Here is a 16,142-nt window from a genome sequence, read left to right as displayed (position 1 = left end):
ATTGCCGCGCCCTCCGGTGCCGTCTAGACTGGCCCGACGAAAAAGCCGCCCAAGGCAGGTCCGATGCAGTACCCCGCTCACGACGAGCTTGTCGGTCCGGCCCGGGCGCGCCCGTCGCTCTGGCGCCTCGCGCTCGGCCTCGTGCTGTGCTCGGCGGTCTACGCCGCGGGCATCGCGGCGATCTTCGGCCTCCTCGTCGCGGTCAGCGGCCTCGACGGCGCCGACGCCTGGATGCGGCGCATGGCGATGGCCGAGACGCCGACCGCCACGCTCCTCGTGCTCGCCACCTTCCTCGGGATGGGGCTGGGCCCGCTCCTCGCCGCCCGGCTCCTCCATGCGCGCCCCATGGGATCGCTCTTCGGCGCCCGCGGCAGGCTCCTGCGCGGCTTCGCCATCGGCGCCGGGGTCTGCGCGCTGGCCTACGGGGTGACCGCGCTCCTGCCCTCGGCCGTGATCCCCACCGCCAACCTCGCGCCGGCGCTCTGGGCCGCCTTCCTGCCGCTGGCGCTCGTGGGCATCCTGGTCCAGACCGGCGCCGAGGAGGTGCTGTTCCGCGGCTACCTGCAAAGCCAGCTCGCCGCCCGCTTCGCCTCGCCGCTGGCCTGGATGGTGCTGCCCTCGGCGCTCTTCGCGGTGCTCCACTACCAGCCCGCGATCATGGGCGAGAACGCCTGGCTGGTGGTCGGCGCCGTCTTCGTCTTCGCCCTGCTCGCCGCCGACCTGACCGCGCGCACCGGCTCCATCGGGGCGGCCTGGGGCTTCCACTTCGCCAACAACTGCGTGGCGATCCTGTTCGTCGCCCTGGATGGCCCGCTGTCGGGCCTCGCCCTCTACACCATCCCGATGGGCGCCCTGACGCCCGCGGACCTGCGCCCGCTCCTCGTCTTCGACATGGCCGTCTCGGTCGCGATCTGGGCCGGCATCCTCGCGCTCCTCCGCCTCCGCCGCGCCTGAGGCCCCCTCATCTTTGCTTCCGAAATACTCCGGGGGGGCCGTGGCCGGCACGGCCGCGGCGGGGGCAGAGCCCCCATAGACCCGCCACCGGGATGCGCGCCGGATTGCATGTCGCGCCCGCATCCCATATCTCCGCCCTGACACGGACCGGCCCCGGAGCCCCGCGCCCATGAACTGGATCACGAACTACGTCCGCCCCCGGATCAACTCGATCTTCTCGCGCCGCGAGATGCCCGAGAACCTGTGGTCCAAGTGCGACGAATGCGGCACGATGCTGTTTCACCGCGAACTGACCGAGGCGCTGAACGTCTGCACCAACTGCGGGCACCACATGGCGATCTCGCCGCGCGCCCGCTTCGCCGCGCTGTTCGACGCCGGCATCTTCACCGAGGTCGCGGTGCCCAGGCCCATCGACGACCCGCTCAAGTTCCGCGACCAGAAGAAATACCCCGACCGCCTCAAGGCCGCCCAGAAATCCACCGGCGAGACCGAGGCGATGCTGGTCGCCGAGGGCGAGATCGGCCGCACCCCCATCGTCGCCGCCGCGCAGGACTTCTCCTTCATGGGCGGCTCGATGGGCATGTATGTCGGCAACGCCATCATCGCCGCCTGCGAGCGCGCGGTGAAGCGCAAGCGCCCGCTGGTCCTGTTCTCCGCCGCCGGCGGCGCGCGGATGCAGGAGGGCATCCTCAGCCTGATGCAGATGCCGCGCACGACCGTGGCGGTGCAGATGCTCAAGGAGGCCGGGCTGCCCTACATCGTGGTCCTGACCCATCCCACCACCGGCGGGGTGACCGCCTCCTACGCCATGCTCGGCGACATCCAGATCGCCGAGCCCAACGCGCTGATCTGCTTCGCCGGCCCCCGCGTGATCGAACAGACCATCCGCGAGAAGCTCCCCGAGGGCTTCCAGCGCGCCGAATACCTGCTCGACCACGGGATGCTCGACCGTGTCACGCCCCGGGCGCAGCTCCGCGACGAGCTCATCGCCATCACCCGGATGCTGATGGGCCTGCCCCCCGCCGTCGCCGGCGACCTGCCCGCCCCCCCCGAGGAGGCCCGGGCCGACGAGGCGCCCCGCGCCGCGCCGGAGGCGACGGACAAGCCGTGAGCCAGGCCCGCTCCGACATCCTCCTCGACCGGATGATGTCGCTCCACCCCAAGGTCATCGACCTCACCCTCGACCGGATGCACCGCATCCTCGCCGCCCTCGACCACCCCGAGCGCCGCCTGCCCCCGGTCGTCCACATCGCCGGCACCAACGGCAAGGGCTCCACGCTGGCCATGATCCGCGCCGGCCTCGAAGGCGGCGGCGCCACCACCCACGCCTACACCTCGCCCCACCTCGCCCGCTTCCACGAGCGCATCCGCGTCGCCGGCCAGCTGATCGACGAGGCCGCCCTCGGCGCCACCCTCGACCGCTGCCTCGCCGCCAACGGCCCTGACCCGATCACCTTCTTCGAGATCACCACCGCTGCCGCCTTCACGGCCTTCGCCGACACGCCCGCCGACTGGACGCTGCTCGAGGTCGGGCTCGGCGGCCGGCTCGACGCCACCAACGTGGTCGACCGCCCGACGCTCACCGTCATCACCCCGGTCGACATGGACCACCAGCAATACCTCGGCGACACGCTGCCCCTGATCGCCGCCGAGAAGGCCGGTATCATCAAGCGCGGCGTCCCCGTCGTCGTCGGCCGCCAGCAGGAGCCCGCGCTCGAGGTGATCGAGGCGCAGGCCGCCCGCCTCTCCGCCCCCGTCCTCGCCCACGGCCAGCACTGGCAGGTCTGGACCGAGGGCGGCCGCCTGATCTTCCAGGACGAGACCGGGCTTCTGGACCTGCCGAAACCCATCCTCCTCGGCGCCCACCAGGTGGAAAACGCCGGCACCGCGCTGGCCGCCCTGCGCGCGCTGGGCCAATCCGAGGCCGCCTGCGAGGCCGCCATGACCCGCGCCGTCTGGCCCGCCCGGATGCAGCGCCTGCGCACCGGCCCGCTGCCACAGGCCGCCCCCCGGGCCGAGCTCTGGCTCGACGGCGGCCACAACCCCCACGCCGCCCGCGCCATCGCGGCACTGCTCGCCGACATGCCCGCGCGCCCCACGCACCTGATCTGCGGGATGCTCAACACCAAGGACGTCACCGGCTACATGGCCCCCCTCGGCGCCGTCGCCCAAAGCCTTACCGCCGTGTCGATCCCCGGCCAGGCCGCGACGCTGCCCGCCGCCGTCACCGCCGAGGCCGCCCGCGCCGCCGGCCTGCCCGCGCAGGTCGCCGGCAGCGTCGCCGAGGCGCTGGACGCCATCGTCGCCACCGACCCTGAGGCGCGCATCCTGATCTGCGGGTCGCTCTACCTTGCCGGCGAGATCCTCAAGGAAAACGGGTAGGGCACACCCGCCCTTGACGCCCGCGCCCGGGCGGTCACACTCCCGCCCATGACCCGCCTCCTCGCCCTCGTCGCCGCCAGCCTCGCCGCCCTGCCCGCGCAGGCCGCGCAGTTCCAGTTCTGCTGGGTCGGCGCCAACGGCTACACGATGGAGGGCGTGATCGAGTTCCCCGACGCGCTCCTCGACACCGACATCATCAACGAGACGCAGGTCACCGGCTTCCGCATCCAAGGCTACAAGGACGGCTTTCCGGTCGGCTTCTGGTCGCTCGACATGCTGACGCCCGAAACCTCGTGGACCCTCAGCTTCGACACCCGCTCGCTGCGCTTTCCCACCGGGGGCAGCCGCAGCCAGCAGACCTATCAGGAATGGAACGCCAACGGCGAGGTCAACAACTGCGGCGCCGACGGCGGCTTCGGCTTCAACGGCGGCAACTGGGCGCAGGACGTCTGCATCGACAACCGCTGGATCGACGACAGCTCGATCGATCCGTTCACGCCGCTGCAGGCCTACCCGATGGACGTGCGCCTGACCTGCGAGCCCTCGCTGCCGATCAGCTGACCCCGCCGCGCAGCGTGAAGGCCAGCACCAGAAGCAGGATCGCCCCGATCCAAGACGCGACGACCCGCCAGCCGATCCGCATCCAGGGCGCCGCCACCCGCTCCAGCGTCAGCGCCGCCGCGCCCGCCCCCGCCGCCAGCACCAGGTTGGCGGCGAAGACCAGCCCGAGGTGGATGAACAGCGGCAGCTCGAACAGCCCATGCCCCTCCAGCGCCGACATCATCACGCCGAGTCCGGTGGCGACGGCCAGCGCCGCGATGACGTCACGCCGGCTGTCCGGCCACAGCGCCGCCAGCGCCGCGACCCCCACGCCCAGCGCCATCACCGCCGGCGCGATCCACACGCCGGCCAACGGCGCGGCCAGGATGCCCGCGACCTGCCCGGCCAGCGCCCCCGGCCAGACCCGCGGCAGCCCCTCGCTGTCCCACAGGCTGACGGCGATCCCGAGCGCAAGGAGCGGCAGCAGCAGCCCCGGATAGCCAAGGATCACCGCGGCGCCCTCGATCACCTGCTCGTAGGCCCCGGCCCCGCCCTGGAAGGCATGCGCCTCGGCCCGGCCGGCGGCACAGGCCGCCGCCGCAACAAGCGCAAGCCCCCGCCGCACGGCGCTCAGGCCAGCCCGAACAGGAACGCCGCGCCGACCAGCGCGATGACACCGCCGGTGCCGCGCACGGCCATCTTGCCGGCCTCGGAATTGGTCAGGAAACCCAGCGCGATCCCCGCCAGGTGCAGCAGCCCCGTGCCGACGACGAAGCCCACCGCGTAGCCGTAGGGGCTGAACGCTTCGGGCAGTTCGGTGCCGTGGGCATGGCCGTGGAAGATGGCGAACAGGCCGACGATCACGGCCGCCACCCAGATCGGCGCCCTGACCGCGAAGGCGATCAGAAGGCCCAGCACCACGCCCGACAGCGCGATGCCCGTCTCGATCATCGGGATCGGCACGCCCATCACCCCCAGCGCGCCCCCGAAGGCCATCACCAGCGGGAACACCACCGGCAGGATCCAGATCGCCGGCGCGCCGAGGAACGCGCCCCAGAGACCCACGGCCACCATGGCGACGACATGGTCCCAGCCGTAGATCGGGTGCCAGAAGCCGCTGGCGAAGCCGGTGTTGATGCCCTCGCCGGTGTGCGCGCCCGCCTGCGCGGCGAGCAGGATCAGCGGCAGGGTCAGCGCGGCGATGCGGGCCTTTGGGGACAGTCGGGGCATGGCGAACCTCGGTAAGCGACAGGTGCCGCGAAGCCTAGGGGCCGGGCCACGGCGGTCAATACGGAATTCCGCGGGGCAAGCGGGGCAGGGCGACAGGATTCGACCCTGTTTGGCCTGTCAGACCCTGTTTTCGAGTTCTGCACAACGCCCCCGAACCGCACCGGCTGACCGCCCGACAGCCCCGCCTCGACACGCCGGGCGCCGCCCGGCGGTCGCCCGACCTGCCCCGGCGCACCCCCGTCCTGTTCGACCCTGTTCCGCCGGTCAGAGCCTACTTTTTGCGCCCGAACGGTTTCTCCGGGGCCTCCCCGAACTGCACCGGCAGGTCGCCGAACAGCCCGCCCTCGGCCCCGCCCCAGGCCGTCATCCACGCCAGCGGTTCGGCCAGCGCACCACCGGGCGTCCACTCGAAATAGCCCAGCGCGCCGGCCGCCGGGATCGGGTCGCAGAGCACCGGGTCGCGCAGCAGGAGGCCCGCCTCGCCCCCGAACCACGGGCTGTCGCTCTCGGTGACGACGCCCACCACCTCGACCGACCCGATGATCGCCCGCCGCGGCAGGGCATCGGGCCGGGGCACCCGCACCCCGTCCCGCGCCCAACGCCACACGAGGTAGTCGTATTCCGCCTGTTTCATCCCCGACGCGGCATGGATCGCGATCCGCCCCGGCCGCATGTTGCCCGCGCGGATCGACCCGAGGCTGCGGTTCTCGATCTCCTTGCCGCCATGCAGGATCGCCCAGGCCGAAGGCTGGCGGACGGACAGGGCAAGGCGGGGCAGGGTGGGGGCCATGGGTCACAGATAGCCGCGCCGGACGCCCACGCCAGCGCCGCGCCGCCGGTGTACGCCCTGTGTACGCGATGTGTACGGATGTCACGGGCCGGCGATCAGCCCAGCGCGTCCCGCCCGGTGCCCCAGTCGGCGCCCTGCATCTCGCGCAGCCGGCTTGCCGTGCGCTCGAACTCGAAGCTGCCGGCGCCCTCGAGATACAGCCGCTCCGGCTCCGCCTCGGCCGAGCAGATCAGCCGCACATGCCCCTCGTAGAGCGTGTCGACGAGGGTCACGAACCTCTTGGCTTCGTTGAATTTACTGGCATCGAGCCGCGGCACCCCCTCCAGCACCAGGAGCTTCACCGCGCCCACCAGCGCGAGGTAATCCGCGGGGCCCAGCGGCTGCCCGCACAGGTCCCAGAACCCCGCCCGCGCCATCCCCGCCCAGTACCGCGGCAGCCGCACCTCGCGCCCCTTCACCTCCAGCACCAGCGCCTCCTCCCGGCCCTGCGTCAGGTCGCGCCAGACCGCATCGATCGCCTGCGTCGTTGCGGCCCCCAGCGGCGTGAAATACACCTGCGTCCCGGCCAGCCGGTCCTGCCGGTAGTCGGTCATCGCATCCAGCTGGTCGACCTCCAGCTTCTCTTCCAGCAGCGCGATGAAGGGCAGGAACAGCTGCCGGTTCAGCCCGTCCTTGTAGAGCTCGCTCGGGTGCCGGTTCGACGTCGTCACGATCACCACGCCGGCCGCGAACAGCCGCTCGAACAGCCGCCCCACGATCATCGCATCGGCGATGTCGGTGATCTGCATCTCGTCGAAGCACAGGAGCCGCAGGTCGCGGGCGATCCCCTCGGCCACCGGCTTGATGGCATCATCCACCCCGGTCTTGCGCGCCTCGTGCAGCGCGGCCTGCACCTCCTGCATGAAGGCGTGGAAATGCACCCGGCGCTTCTGCGTCGTCGGCGCGTGCTGGTAGAACAGGTCCATCAGCATCGACTTGCCGCGCCCGACCCCGCCCCAGAGATACAGCCCCTGCTTGCCCCCCGGCGCCTCGGGCGCCTTCAGGAGCCGCGCGAGCAGGCCGGTCCGGGGCTTCGGCCGCGCCTCCAGCCGCTCCCGCAGATCCTCCATCCGCAGGAGGGCCGCACGCTGGGCCGGGTCGGGGCGGAGCATCCCCTCGGCCACGCGGGTGTCGTAGATCGCTTGCAGGTGCTGTCCCATCGCGCCCTTGCCTACAGCCATTCGCCGGCGGGGTTAAGCGCCTGTTGCAGCCCCCATCACCAGCCGTGATTTGACGCCGCCCGACCCCGGTGCCAGTTATCCGCGCGACAGTGACGGACAGGACCGCGATGACCCGGCAGGACTCGCTTTTCACCCCGGTGCTCATCGGGGGCTGCATCATCATCATGATCAGCTTCGCCGTGCGGGCGAGCTTCGGGGTGTTCCAGATCCCCATCGCCGAGGAATTCGGCTGGCTCCGCGCCGAGTTTTCGCTGGCCATCGCGATCCAGAACCTTGCCTGGGGCATCGGCCAGCCGATCTTCGGCGCCATCGCCGAACGCTTCGGCGACCGCCGCGCCATCGTGCTCGGCGCCCTGATGTATGCCGCGGGGCTGGTGTTCTCGGCCTACGCGATCACGCCGGGCCAGCACCAGCTGCTGGAAATCCTCGTGGGCTTCGGCATCGCGGGCACCGGCTTCGGCGTCATCCTCGCCATCGTCGGACGCGCGGCGTCGGACGCGAACCGCTCCGTCGCGCTCGGCGTCGCCACCGCGGCGGGGTCGGCCGGCCAGGTCTTCGGCGCGCCGCTGGCCGAGGGGCTCCTGTCGGTGTTCCCGTGGCAGACCGTGTTCCTGATCTTTGCCGCGATGATCCTCGCCAGCCTCTTCGCCCTGCCGCTCCTGCGCGCGCCCGCCCGCGCGACGAAGGCGGAGCTGGAGGAAAGCATGGGCCAGATCGTCGGCCGCGCGATCCGCGACCCCTCCTTCGCGCTCATCTTCATTGGCTTCTTCTCCTGCGGCTACCAGCTCGGCTTCATCACCGCGCATTTTCCGGCCTTCGTGACGGAACTCTGCGGCCCGATCGAGCCCGGCTCGCTCCTGCACGGCATCGGCATCACCACCACCTCGGCGCTGGGCGCGGTCGCCATCTCGCTCATCGGGCTAGCCAACATCGCGGGCACCATCACCGCGGGCTGGCTCGGCACCCGGTTCCCCAAACGCTACCTCTTGGCGTCGATCTACGTGGGCCGGACGCTGGCCGCCGGCCTGTTCATCCTGTTCCCGATCACGCCGGAGACGGTCATCGCCTTCTCCATCGTCATGGGCGCGCTCTGGCTCGCCACCGTGCCGCTGACCTCGGGCCTCGTCGGCTACATCTACGGGCTGCGCTACATGGGCACGCTCTACGGGCTCGTGTTCTTCTCCCACCAGCTGGGCAGCTTCCTCGGCGTCTGGCTCGGCGGCGCGCTCTACGACGTCTACGGCGACTACACCGCGGTCTGGTGGATCGGAGTGGGCGTCGGGGCGCTGTCGGCCGTCGTCCACCTGCCGATCCGGGAAATCCCGCTCAAGGACCGCACGCCGACCGCACAGCCGGCCTGATCCCATCTTTGCTTGAGAAATACTCTCGGGGGAGCCCGAGGGGGCAGACAGCCCCCTCGCCGGCACCACGTCTCAGCCCGCGGCGTCGAGGATGTAGCGCGCCACCATCAGGTCCAGGTGCGCCCCGCCGCCGTTCTTGAACAACGTGATCTCGTCCTCCGACCGCCGGGCAAAGGCCCCCGAAGCAAGGTCGTAGTAATCGGCCACCACGTCGCCCTCGGAAATCACCCCTGCCGCCAGCGGGATCTTCAGCTCGCCGATATGCCCGATGGTCGTCGCCCGCGAATCCACGAAGATCCGCGCCCGGCGCAGCGCAGCGTCATCCGCCTCGCGCATGTCGGGCCGGTAGGCCCCGATCAGGTCGATGTGCTGTCCGGGGCGCAACCAGTCCCCCCGGATCACCGGCTCGGTCGCCATCGTCGCGCAGGTCACGATGTCGGCCCCGGCGACCGCCGCGGCGAGGTCGGTCACCACCTCCGTCCCCGGAAACGCCCCGGCCAGGCGCGCGGCGCTGACGGGGGTGCGGTTCCAGAGCTGGAACCGCGCCCCCGGAAAAGCCGCGCCGTAGGCCTGCCGGAGCGACCGGCCCACCGTCCCCGCCCCCACGATCAGGATCACGCGCGGGTCCTTCGGCGCGAGCCTGAGCGCCGCGCAGAGACTGTCGCCCGCCGTCTTCCACTTGGTCAGCAGGTGGAAATCCACGATCGCCGACAGCGTCCCGTCGACATCGGAATAGACCGCCGCCGACCCGTTCACCGCGGGCTTGCCCACCGCCACGTTCCCCGGAAAGATCGTCGCCGTCTTGACCAGCTGCCCCAGCCCGTCGATCCAGGCCGCCCGGCTCAGGAGCGTGTCGCCCCCGCGATAAAGGAACGTATCCCCGATCTCCGCCCGGGGCCGCGCGTGCCCCGCCTCGATGGCCCGGCACAGCGCCAGCCAGTCCAGCCGCGCCTCCGCCTCGGGCCCGATCATCCGCACGCTCACGGCGCCGCCTCCTCGGCCGTCAACAGCCCCGCCGCGACCAGCCGCGCGGCCCAGCCCTCGGGGCCCTCGAACAGGTGCGTCTGCCAGCCCCGGCCCGCCGCCACCGCGATGTTCGCCTCGCGGTCGTCCGCGAACAGCAGCCGCTCCGGCGGCACGCCCGCGCCCTGCTCGACCGCCTCGTAGATGCGCGCGTCGGGCTTCGTCACCTTCAGCCGCCCCGACACGAACTCGATGTCGAACTCGTTCAGGAAATCGAACTGGGTCTGGGCGTAGGCGTAGCTCTCCACCCCGAAATTCGTCAGGCAATGCACCGGAACGCCCTTGGCCCTGAGCCGCCGCAGCAGCGTCACCGAATGCTCGATCACCGGGGTGGCCAGCTCGATCCAGTGGTCGTGCCACTCCCGGATCTCGGCGCGCCAACCGGGATGCATCTCGGCCGTCTCGTAGATCACCTCGCGGAAGGGCTCGCCCCGGTCGACCCGCTCGTTCATCCAGTGCAGGTCCACCTCGGCGAACAGCCGGCGGCGCCTGTCCTCGCCGTGCACCCGGTCGTAGTAGCGCTCGGGCTGCCACTCGATCAGCACGTTGCCGATGTCGAAGATCACGGCCTCCGGCGCGACCGTCATTCCGTCACCCCGTAGAGCGCCTCGGCGTGGAAACTCACGTGATCCTCCATGAAGGTCGAGACGAAGAAATAGCTGTGGTCATACCCCGGCTGGAGCCGGAGCGTCGCGTGCTGGCGCCGCGCCGCCAGCGCGGCCGCAAACGCCTCCGTGCCCAGGTGGTTGCCGAACTGGTCCGCCGTCCCGGTGTCGATCAGCACCGGCCCCGGGAACCCGCGCGCGCGCATCAGGACGGTGGCGTCATGCGCCTCCCACAGCGCGGTGTTCGGCCCGAGATAGGCGGTGAACTGCTTGCGGCCCCAGTCGCTCTCCATCGGGTTGCAGATCGGCGCGAAGGCCGAGACGCTGGCAAAGCGGTCGGGGAAATGCATCGCGATGGTCAGCGCGCCGTGCCCGCCCATCGAATGCCCGGTGATCGCCTGCCGCCCCTCGTCGAGCGCGAAGCGGGAGAACAGGGCGCGGGGCAATTCGTCGGTGACGTAGCTCCACATCTGGAAATGCTCGGCCCAGGGGTCCTGCGTGGCGTTCACGTAGAACCCCGCCCCTTGCCCGAGGTCGTAGGCGGCATCATCCGGCACGCCCGGCCCCCGTGGGCTCGTGTCGGGAAACACCAGCGCGATGCCCTGCTCGGCCGCCCATTGCTGCGCGCCGGCCTTCACCATGGCGTTCTCGTGCGTGCAGGTCAGCCCCGACAGGTACCACAGCACCGGCACCGGCCCGTCCGCCGCCTCGGCCGGCAGGAACAGGCCGAAGGTCATGTCGGTGCCCGTCGCGTCCGAGGCGTGGCGATACACGCCCTGCGTGCCCCCGAAACAGCGGTTCTCGGAAATCGTGTCCATGGTCGCGTCCTCGCGTGGCCCCGCCCAGCCCTAGCGCGGCCGGGCCCCGCCCCGCAAGCGGGTCAGCCCCCCGGCACGATCCCGGCCAGCCCCGAGACCCAGGCGATCACCGCCGAGACGGTCACGATGCTGAGCGCGGTGGAGATCAGGATCGACGCCGACACCCGCTGCGGCGCCACCCCGTAGTGCTGCGCCAGGATGTAGACGTTGCCCGCCACCGGCAGCGACGCCGCCGCGATCATCACCGCCGCGTCGAAGATCGGCACCGGGAACAACATCAGCGCCGCGAAGGCCACCGCCAGCGGGTGCAGCACCAGCTTGCAGAAGCTGAGCCAGCCCGCGACCTGGATCCGCTCGGCCGATTTCCCCGCCAGCGACGCCCCGATGGCGAACAGCGCGCCCGGCGTCGCCGCAGCCCCGAGGATGGCGAGGAACTCGTTCACCGGCCCCGGCACCGCCCAGCCGGTCGACGACCACGCCAGACCCAGCACCATCGACACGATCATCGGGTTCTTCACGAGGCCGAGGCCCACGGTTTTCAGGATGCCCAGCGACATCCGCCCGTCACGGCTGCCGGTGATCAGGATCACGATCAGCGACGAGAACACGATCAGGTCGAGCGACAGCACCATCAGCACCGGCCCCGCCGCCGCCTCGCCCATCAGCACGATCAGCATCGGCACGCCGAGGAACCCGGTGTTGCCGATCACCGCGCATTGCGCCTCGACCGCCGCCTCCTGGATCGACCGCCGCCGCAGGAAGGCCACCCCGGTCGCGATCAGGTAGACCACGAAGCAGCCCCAGAGATACGCCGCCACGAACCACCAGTCGAAGACCTCGGCCAGCGACAGGTTCGCGGCAAAGCGGAACAGCATCGCCGACAGGGCGAAGTAGAACACGAACTTCGTCAGGTAGGCCGCCGCCTCGGCCGTGAAGAACCCGCTCCGGCAGGCCTGGTAGCCCAGCCCGATCAGCGCGAAGAACGGCAGCGTCTTGAGGAAGATCTCGATCATCGCGCCTTGGCTAATGCGGCGGCGCAGCAGAGTCCATCTGCCCGCCGCGTTTCCCGCCGGCGCGGCGGGGCCTGCCTAAATCCTTGCCGAAACTGAACCGAGTGGTTTACATTGTCATCAGACAAGGGGGCGGGCATGAACGCTGAGATGCAGATCCGCAAGGGGCGCAAGTTCGACCAGGTGGTCGACGGCGCGCGCACGGTCTTCCTGCGCGAAGGCTACGAGGGCGCCAGCGTCGACGAGATCGCGCGCGACGCGGGCGTGTCCAAGGCCACGCTCTACAGCTATTTCCCCGACAAGCAGCACCTGTTCCTCGCCGTGCTGGAATCGGAATGCGCCCAGCAGGCCGAGGTCGAGTTCCTGATGGACGCGGGCGAACTCAGCGTCGAGGACACCCTGCACGTCATATGCAAGACGCTGATGACCTTCATCCTGTCCCGCTTCGGCCAGGACATGTTCCGCGTCTGCGTCGCCGAGGCGCAGCGCTTCCCCGAACTCGGCCGCGCCTTCTACGACAGCGGCCCGCGGAAATGGGGGCGCAAGATCGCCCAGTATCTCGACAGCCCCCGCGCCCGCGCGGTGCTGGAGATCGAGGACTCCGCGCTGGCCGCCGACCAGCTGGCGCAGCTCTGCCGCACCGACCTGATGCTCAAGGTGCTGTTCGGCATCGAACAGGACCCGCCCGAGGCCGAGATCGACCGCATCGCCACCGAGGCGGTCAAGACCTTCCTCGCCCGCTACCGCCGCGCCTGAGGGTCACGCGCGCCCACCCCGCCCTCTTGGCAGCCCGTGGGGCGCGGCAGGTCCGGGCTGGCGCTGGCTGACCCGTTAACCCCCGATCAAGGTTAACGCGCGCCCCGGCCTCCTCATCTTTGCTTTCCAAATACCTCCGGGGGGAGTCGCCAACGGCGACGGGGGGCAGAGCCCCCCAAACCCCGCCTCAATCCAGGCGCCGCACCAGAAGCTGGTTGCCCGCGCCGCGCTTGACCTCCAGCATCTTCAGGCTCTGCACGAGGTCCGAGAGCTTGCGCTTGCCGTAGGTCCGGGTGTCGAAATCCGGGTTCGCCGCGGTGATGAACTGGCCGATCTGGCCCAGCGAATACCAGTCGTCCTCCTGCTCGATCCCCTCCATCGCGCGGAAGATCAGGTCGCGCGCCTCGGTCAGGGGCTGCTTGTCGGCCGGCTTCTCGTCCGACCGCACTTCGCGCGGGTCGGGCGGCAGGATGTTCTCGACGAAGATGAACCGCTTGCAGGCCTTGCGGAAGGCGTCGGGCGTCTTCTGCTGGCCGATGCCGTAGACATCCAGCCCCTGCTCGCGGATGCGCTGCGCCAGCCGGGTGAAGTCGCTGTCGGACGAGATCAGCACGAAGCCGTCGAAGCGGCCGGAATGCATCAGGTCCATCGCGTCGATCACCAGCGCGATGTCGCTGGCGTTCTTGCCCACGGTGTTGGCCGGCTGGTGATGCGGCACGATGCCGAACTCGGCCTGCACGCCCGACCAGCCCTTCATGTGGCTCGACGAGAAATCCCCGTAGATGCGGCGCACGCTGGCCTCGCCCAGCCCGGCGATCTCGTCGAAGATCGCCTTGGCGTGCTTGTGGCTCGTGTTGTCCGCGTCGATCAGCACCGCCAGAAGCGGCGTCTTGTCAGTTGGCATGGGTGAATACCTCCGCCTGTACCGTGTCACAGCGCGCCCGCCCCTGCCAGAGGGCGCGGACCGCCTCGCCGCGCGGCCATGTCGTGTTGGCGAGGTAGAGCGTCCCGGCCTCGGCCCGGTCGGGCAGGATCGCGTCTTCCATCTCGGCGCCGCAGACAGTGACGGCCACCGGCACGCCCGGCGCCGCGGCGACCCGCGCCGCCAGCGCGGCGGCGGCCCCGGGCGCCAGCCGCAGGAAGATGTCGGTGATCCCGCCGCTCTCGGACAGCTCCACCGCCGCCACGTCCCAGGGCAGGAGCGCGACCTCGCTGTCGCCGACACGGTAGCTCAGCACCGGGTCGGGCGCCTCGATCGCGCGCAGGGCCTCGAGCGTCGGGGGCGTCTGGGCCGCCGCTGTGGCGGTGAGGGCGAGGAGGCAGGCGGTCGCGGCGCGCATGGCGCGACCCTAGACAAGCGACCGGAACATGACCAGCGCGTCCACGTAGCCCTGCGTCGGGTGGCGGAAGGCGCCGGGCAGCCGGCCCACCGTCTCGAACCCCGCGCGCGTCCAGGTCTCGACGGCGCGGCGGTTGGCTTCCACCACGAAATTGAACTGCATCGCCCGGTAGCCCTGCGCCCGGGCCTCGGCCAGCGAATGGTCGAGCATGGCCCGCGCCACGCCGCGGCCCCGTGCGGCCTCGGCCGTGACGTAGCCGCAGTTGCAGACATGGGCTCCGCCCCCGCCCTGGTTCGGCCGGATGTAGTAGGTGCCCAGCGGCACGCCGCCGGACTCGGCGAGGAAGACGGTCTTCTCGGGGGCGCACCAGGTGGCGACCGCGCCCTCGGCGTCGATGCCGGGGTCCACCGTGTAGGTGTCGCCCGCCCGGAACACCGGCAGGAGCAGGCCCGCCAGCGCCGCCGCATCCGCCGCCGTCGCGCGGCGGATCGTCAGGCCCTCGGCCATGGCGACGGCTTACTTGGTGCCGCCGCCCGCCGTGCCGCCGGCCGAGGGCATTCCGCCGTTGGCGACGATCTCGTCCCAGATCTCGCCCAGCCGGTCGGCGATCAGTTCGCGCGCATCGCTGTCGTCGTCGGTGTTGTGCAGCACGAGGAAGGGGGCCACGAGGCCCGCCTCGTCGGCGCAGATGAACAGCCCGTCCACCACCTCGCCGCGCAGGTCGTAGCCGCCCACCGTCCAGCTGGAGCGGCCGATGAAGCCGTTGGAGCCGAAGCGCTGGTTGTAGGTCTGGAAGGTGGTCTCGGCGTACCCCATGCAGATGTCGCGCGTGTTGACCGAGTTGAAGTCGGTCACCGTCCAGCCCTCGGCATGGGCCGCCGTGCCGAGGGCGAGGGCGACGCCGAGGCCGCCGATGAGGGATGTGCTGCGCATTGGGGAACCTCCCGCTGGTGGGTTTGGGTCAGTAGACCACGACAGAGCGAATCGATTCGCCCGCGTGCATCAGGTCGAAGCCGCGATTGATCTCGTCGAGGGACAGGGTGTGGGTGATCATGGGGTCGATCTCGATCTTCCCCTCCATGTACCAGTCCACGATCTTGGGCACGTCGGTGCGCCCGCGCGCCCCGCCGAAGGCCGTGCCGCGCCAGCTGCGCCCGGTGACCAGCTGGAAGGGGCGGGTGGAGATCTCGGCGCCGGCGGGCGCCACGCCGATGATGATCGATTCGCCCCAGCCCTTGTGCGCCGATTCGAGCGCGGCGCGCATCACCTTGACGTTGCCGGTGGCGTCGAAGGTGTAGTCGGCACCGCCCTTCGTCAGGTTGACGAGGTAGGGGACAAGGTCGCCCTCCACCTCGGTCGGGTTCACGAAATCGGTCATGCCGAAATACTCGGCCATCGCCTTCTTGTCGGGGTTGAGGTCGACGCCGACGATCTGGTCGGCGCCGGCCAGCCGCAGCCCCTGGATCACGTTCAGCCCGATCCCGCCCAGGCCGAACACGATGGCGCGGCTGCCGATCTCGACCTTGGCGGTGTTGATCACCGCGCCGATGCCGGTGGTGACGCCGCAGCCGATGTAGCAGATCTTGTCGAAGGGCGCGTCGGGCCGGACCTTGGCCACCGCGATCTCGGGCAGGACGGTGTGGTTCGAAAAGGTCGAGCAGCCCATGTAGTGCAGGATCGGCGTGCCATCGAGCATCGAAAACCGGCTGGTCCCGTCGGGCATCAGGCCCTGACCCTGGGTCGACCGGATCGCCTGGCACAGGTTGGTCTTGGGGTGCAGGCAGTATTCGCATTCCCGGCATTCGGGCGTGTAGAGCGGGATGACGTGGTCGCCCGGCTTCACGCTGGTGACGCCCTCGCCCACCTCCAGCACGACGCCCGCGCCCTCGTGGCCGAGGATGGCGGGAAACAGCCCCTCGGGGTCGGCGCCCGACAGGGTGAATTCGTCGGTGTGGCAGATGCCCGTGGCCTTGATCTCGACCAGCACCTCGCCGGCGCGGGGGCCGTCGAGATTGACCTCCATCACCTCCAGCGGCTTGCCGGCCTCCAGCGCGACGGCGGCACGTGTGCGCATCGAAAGCCCCTCCCTTGACCTTGCTTTGGGGGCACCTTG

The 16,142-nt window shown here is 70.7% G+C and carries 19 protein-coding genes; 6 read left to right on the top strand and 13 right to left on the bottom strand.

What is annotated here, in order from left to right:
- Positions 1–63 precede the first annotated feature (63 nt).
- The 4 genes from HCU73_RS10105 (at position 64) to HCU73_RS10090 (ending at position 3,897) form a co-directional block, all read left to right on the top strand.
- Complete coding sequence (locus tag HCU73_RS10105) at positions 64–954, top strand: CPBP family intramembrane glutamic endopeptidase (RefSeq protein WP_168623338.1); 891 nt, start codon at positions 64–66, stop codon at positions 952–954.
- Positions 955–1,123: 169 nt separating this feature from the next.
- Positions 1,124–2,065, top strand: a complete 942-nt coding sequence (accD, locus tag HCU73_RS10100) for an acetyl-CoA carboxylase, carboxyltransferase subunit beta (protein WP_168623337.1) — start codon at positions 1,124–1,126, stop codon at positions 2,063–2,065.
- Between the two features lie 32 nt (positions 2,066–2,097).
- Entirely contained in the window at positions 2,098–3,336 is a 1,239-nt protein-coding gene (locus HCU73_RS10095) for a bifunctional folylpolyglutamate synthase/dihydrofolate synthase (protein WP_210730609.1), read from the top strand.
- Positions 3,337–3,384: 48 nt separating this feature from the next.
- Positions 3,385–3,897 carry a hypothetical protein gene (locus tag HCU73_RS10090; RefSeq protein WP_168623335.1) on the top strand — a complete coding sequence of 171 codons (513 nt, stop codon included), beginning with the start codon at positions 3,385–3,387 and terminating at the stop codon, positions 3,895–3,897.
- Here HCU73_RS10090 and HCU73_RS10085 read toward each other — a convergent pair.
- The 4 genes from HCU73_RS10085 to zapE all read right to left on the bottom strand — a co-directional run bounded on the left by HCU73_RS10085 (position 3,890) and on the right by zapE (position 7,095).
- Entirely contained in the window at positions 3,890–4,501 is a 612-nt protein-coding gene (locus tag HCU73_RS10085) for a hypothetical protein (RefSeq protein WP_168623334.1), read from the bottom strand. The genes HCU73_RS10090 and HCU73_RS10085 overlap by 8 nt on opposite strands.
- A gap of 5 nt (positions 4,502–4,506) precedes the next feature.
- Positions 4,507–5,106, bottom strand: coding sequence for a HupE/UreJ family protein (locus tag HCU73_RS10080; RefSeq protein ID WP_168623333.1), 600 nt, complete (start codon positions 5,104–5,106; stop codon positions 4,507–4,509).
- Between the two features lie 271 nt (positions 5,107–5,377).
- Positions 5,378–5,896 (bottom strand): ASCH domain-containing protein, encoded by a 519-nt coding sequence (locus HCU73_RS10075; protein ID WP_210730592.1) that lies wholly within the window; start codon positions 5,894–5,896, stop codon positions 5,378–5,380.
- Between the two features lie 95 nt (positions 5,897–5,991).
- Complete coding sequence (gene zapE / locus HCU73_RS10070) at positions 5,992–7,095, bottom strand: cell division protein ZapE (RefSeq protein WP_168623710.1); 1,104 nt, start codon at positions 7,093–7,095, stop codon at positions 5,992–5,994.
- Between the two features lie 128 nt (positions 7,096–7,223).
- Between zapE and HCU73_RS10065 the strand changes: the two genes are divergently transcribed.
- The gene (locus HCU73_RS10065; RefSeq protein WP_168623332.1) at positions 7,224–8,477 is read left to right on the top strand and encodes an MFS transporter; all 1,254 of its coding nucleotides are present in this window, start codon (positions 7,224–7,226) and stop codon (positions 8,475–8,477) included.
- Between the two features lie 72 nt (positions 8,478–8,549).
- Here the strand turns inward: HCU73_RS10065 and HCU73_RS10060 are convergent, their stop codons facing one another.
- From HCU73_RS10060 to HCU73_RS10045, 4 genes are all read right to left on the bottom strand, one after another.
- Positions 8,550–9,461, bottom strand: a complete 912-nt coding sequence (locus tag HCU73_RS10060) for an ornithine cyclodeaminase (protein ID WP_168623331.1) — start codon at positions 9,459–9,461, stop codon at positions 8,550–8,552.
- Complete coding sequence (locus HCU73_RS10055; RefSeq protein WP_168623330.1) at positions 9,458–10,087, bottom strand: HAD family hydrolase; 630 nt, start codon at positions 10,085–10,087, stop codon at positions 9,458–9,460. The genes HCU73_RS10060 and HCU73_RS10055 overlap by 4 nt, the downstream gene beginning before the upstream one ends.
- Positions 10,084–10,923, bottom strand: coding sequence for an S-formylglutathione hydrolase (gene fghA, locus HCU73_RS10050; RefSeq protein ID WP_168623329.1), 840 nt, complete (start codon positions 10,921–10,923; stop codon positions 10,084–10,086). The genes HCU73_RS10055 and fghA overlap by 4 nt, the downstream gene beginning before the upstream one ends.
- Positions 10,924–10,985: 62 nt before the next feature.
- Entirely contained in the window at positions 10,986–11,936 is a 951-nt protein-coding gene (locus HCU73_RS10045; protein ID WP_168623328.1) for an AEC family transporter, read from the bottom strand.
- Positions 11,937–12,071: 135 nt separating this feature from the next.
- Here HCU73_RS10045 and HCU73_RS10040 point away from each other — a divergent pair, with 135 nt between their 5' ends.
- On the top strand, positions 12,072–12,689 hold the full coding sequence (locus tag HCU73_RS10040; RefSeq protein ID WP_168623327.1) for a TetR/AcrR family transcriptional regulator: 618 nt from the start codon (positions 12,072–12,074) through the stop codon (positions 12,687–12,689).
- A 187-nt stretch (positions 12,690–12,876) separates the two neighbouring features.
- Here the strand turns inward: HCU73_RS10040 and HCU73_RS10035 are convergent, their stop codons facing one another.
- From HCU73_RS10035 to HCU73_RS10015, 5 genes are read right to left on the bottom strand one after another with little or no spacing between them, the layout of a single operon-like run.
- Positions 12,877–13,593 (bottom strand): NYN domain-containing protein, encoded by a 717-nt coding sequence (locus HCU73_RS10035; RefSeq protein WP_168623326.1) that lies wholly within the window; start codon positions 13,591–13,593, stop codon positions 12,877–12,879.
- Complete coding sequence (locus HCU73_RS10030; protein WP_168623325.1) at positions 13,583–14,029, bottom strand: hypothetical protein; 447 nt, start codon at positions 14,027–14,029, stop codon at positions 13,583–13,585. The genes HCU73_RS10035 and HCU73_RS10030 overlap by 11 nt, the downstream gene beginning before the upstream one ends.
- A gap of 9 nt (positions 14,030–14,038) precedes the next feature.
- Positions 14,039–14,536, bottom strand: a complete 498-nt coding sequence (locus tag HCU73_RS10025) for a GNAT family N-acetyltransferase (protein WP_210730591.1) — start codon at positions 14,534–14,536, stop codon at positions 14,039–14,041.
- 9 nt (positions 14,537–14,545) lie between these two features.
- A complete protein-coding gene (locus tag HCU73_RS10020) occupies positions 14,546–14,962 on the bottom strand; it encodes a hypothetical protein (RefSeq protein WP_168623324.1) in 417 nt (138 codons plus the stop codon).
- Between the two features lie 28 nt (positions 14,963–14,990).
- Positions 14,991–16,103: an S-(hydroxymethyl)glutathione dehydrogenase/class III alcohol dehydrogenase gene (locus HCU73_RS10015; RefSeq protein ID WP_168623323.1), complete on the bottom strand. Its 1,113-nt coding sequence runs from the start codon at positions 16,101–16,103 to the stop codon at positions 14,991–14,993.
- Positions 16,104–16,142 lie beyond the last annotated feature (39 nt).

It is taken from the genome of Roseicyclus persicicus, from assembly GCF_012395815.1.
GTDB classification, from domain to species: domain Bacteria; phylum Pseudomonadota; class Alphaproteobacteria; order Rhodobacterales; family Rhodobacteraceae; genus Roseicyclus; species Roseicyclus persicicus.
This window is presented reverse-complemented; position numbering and strand designations above follow the sequence as displayed.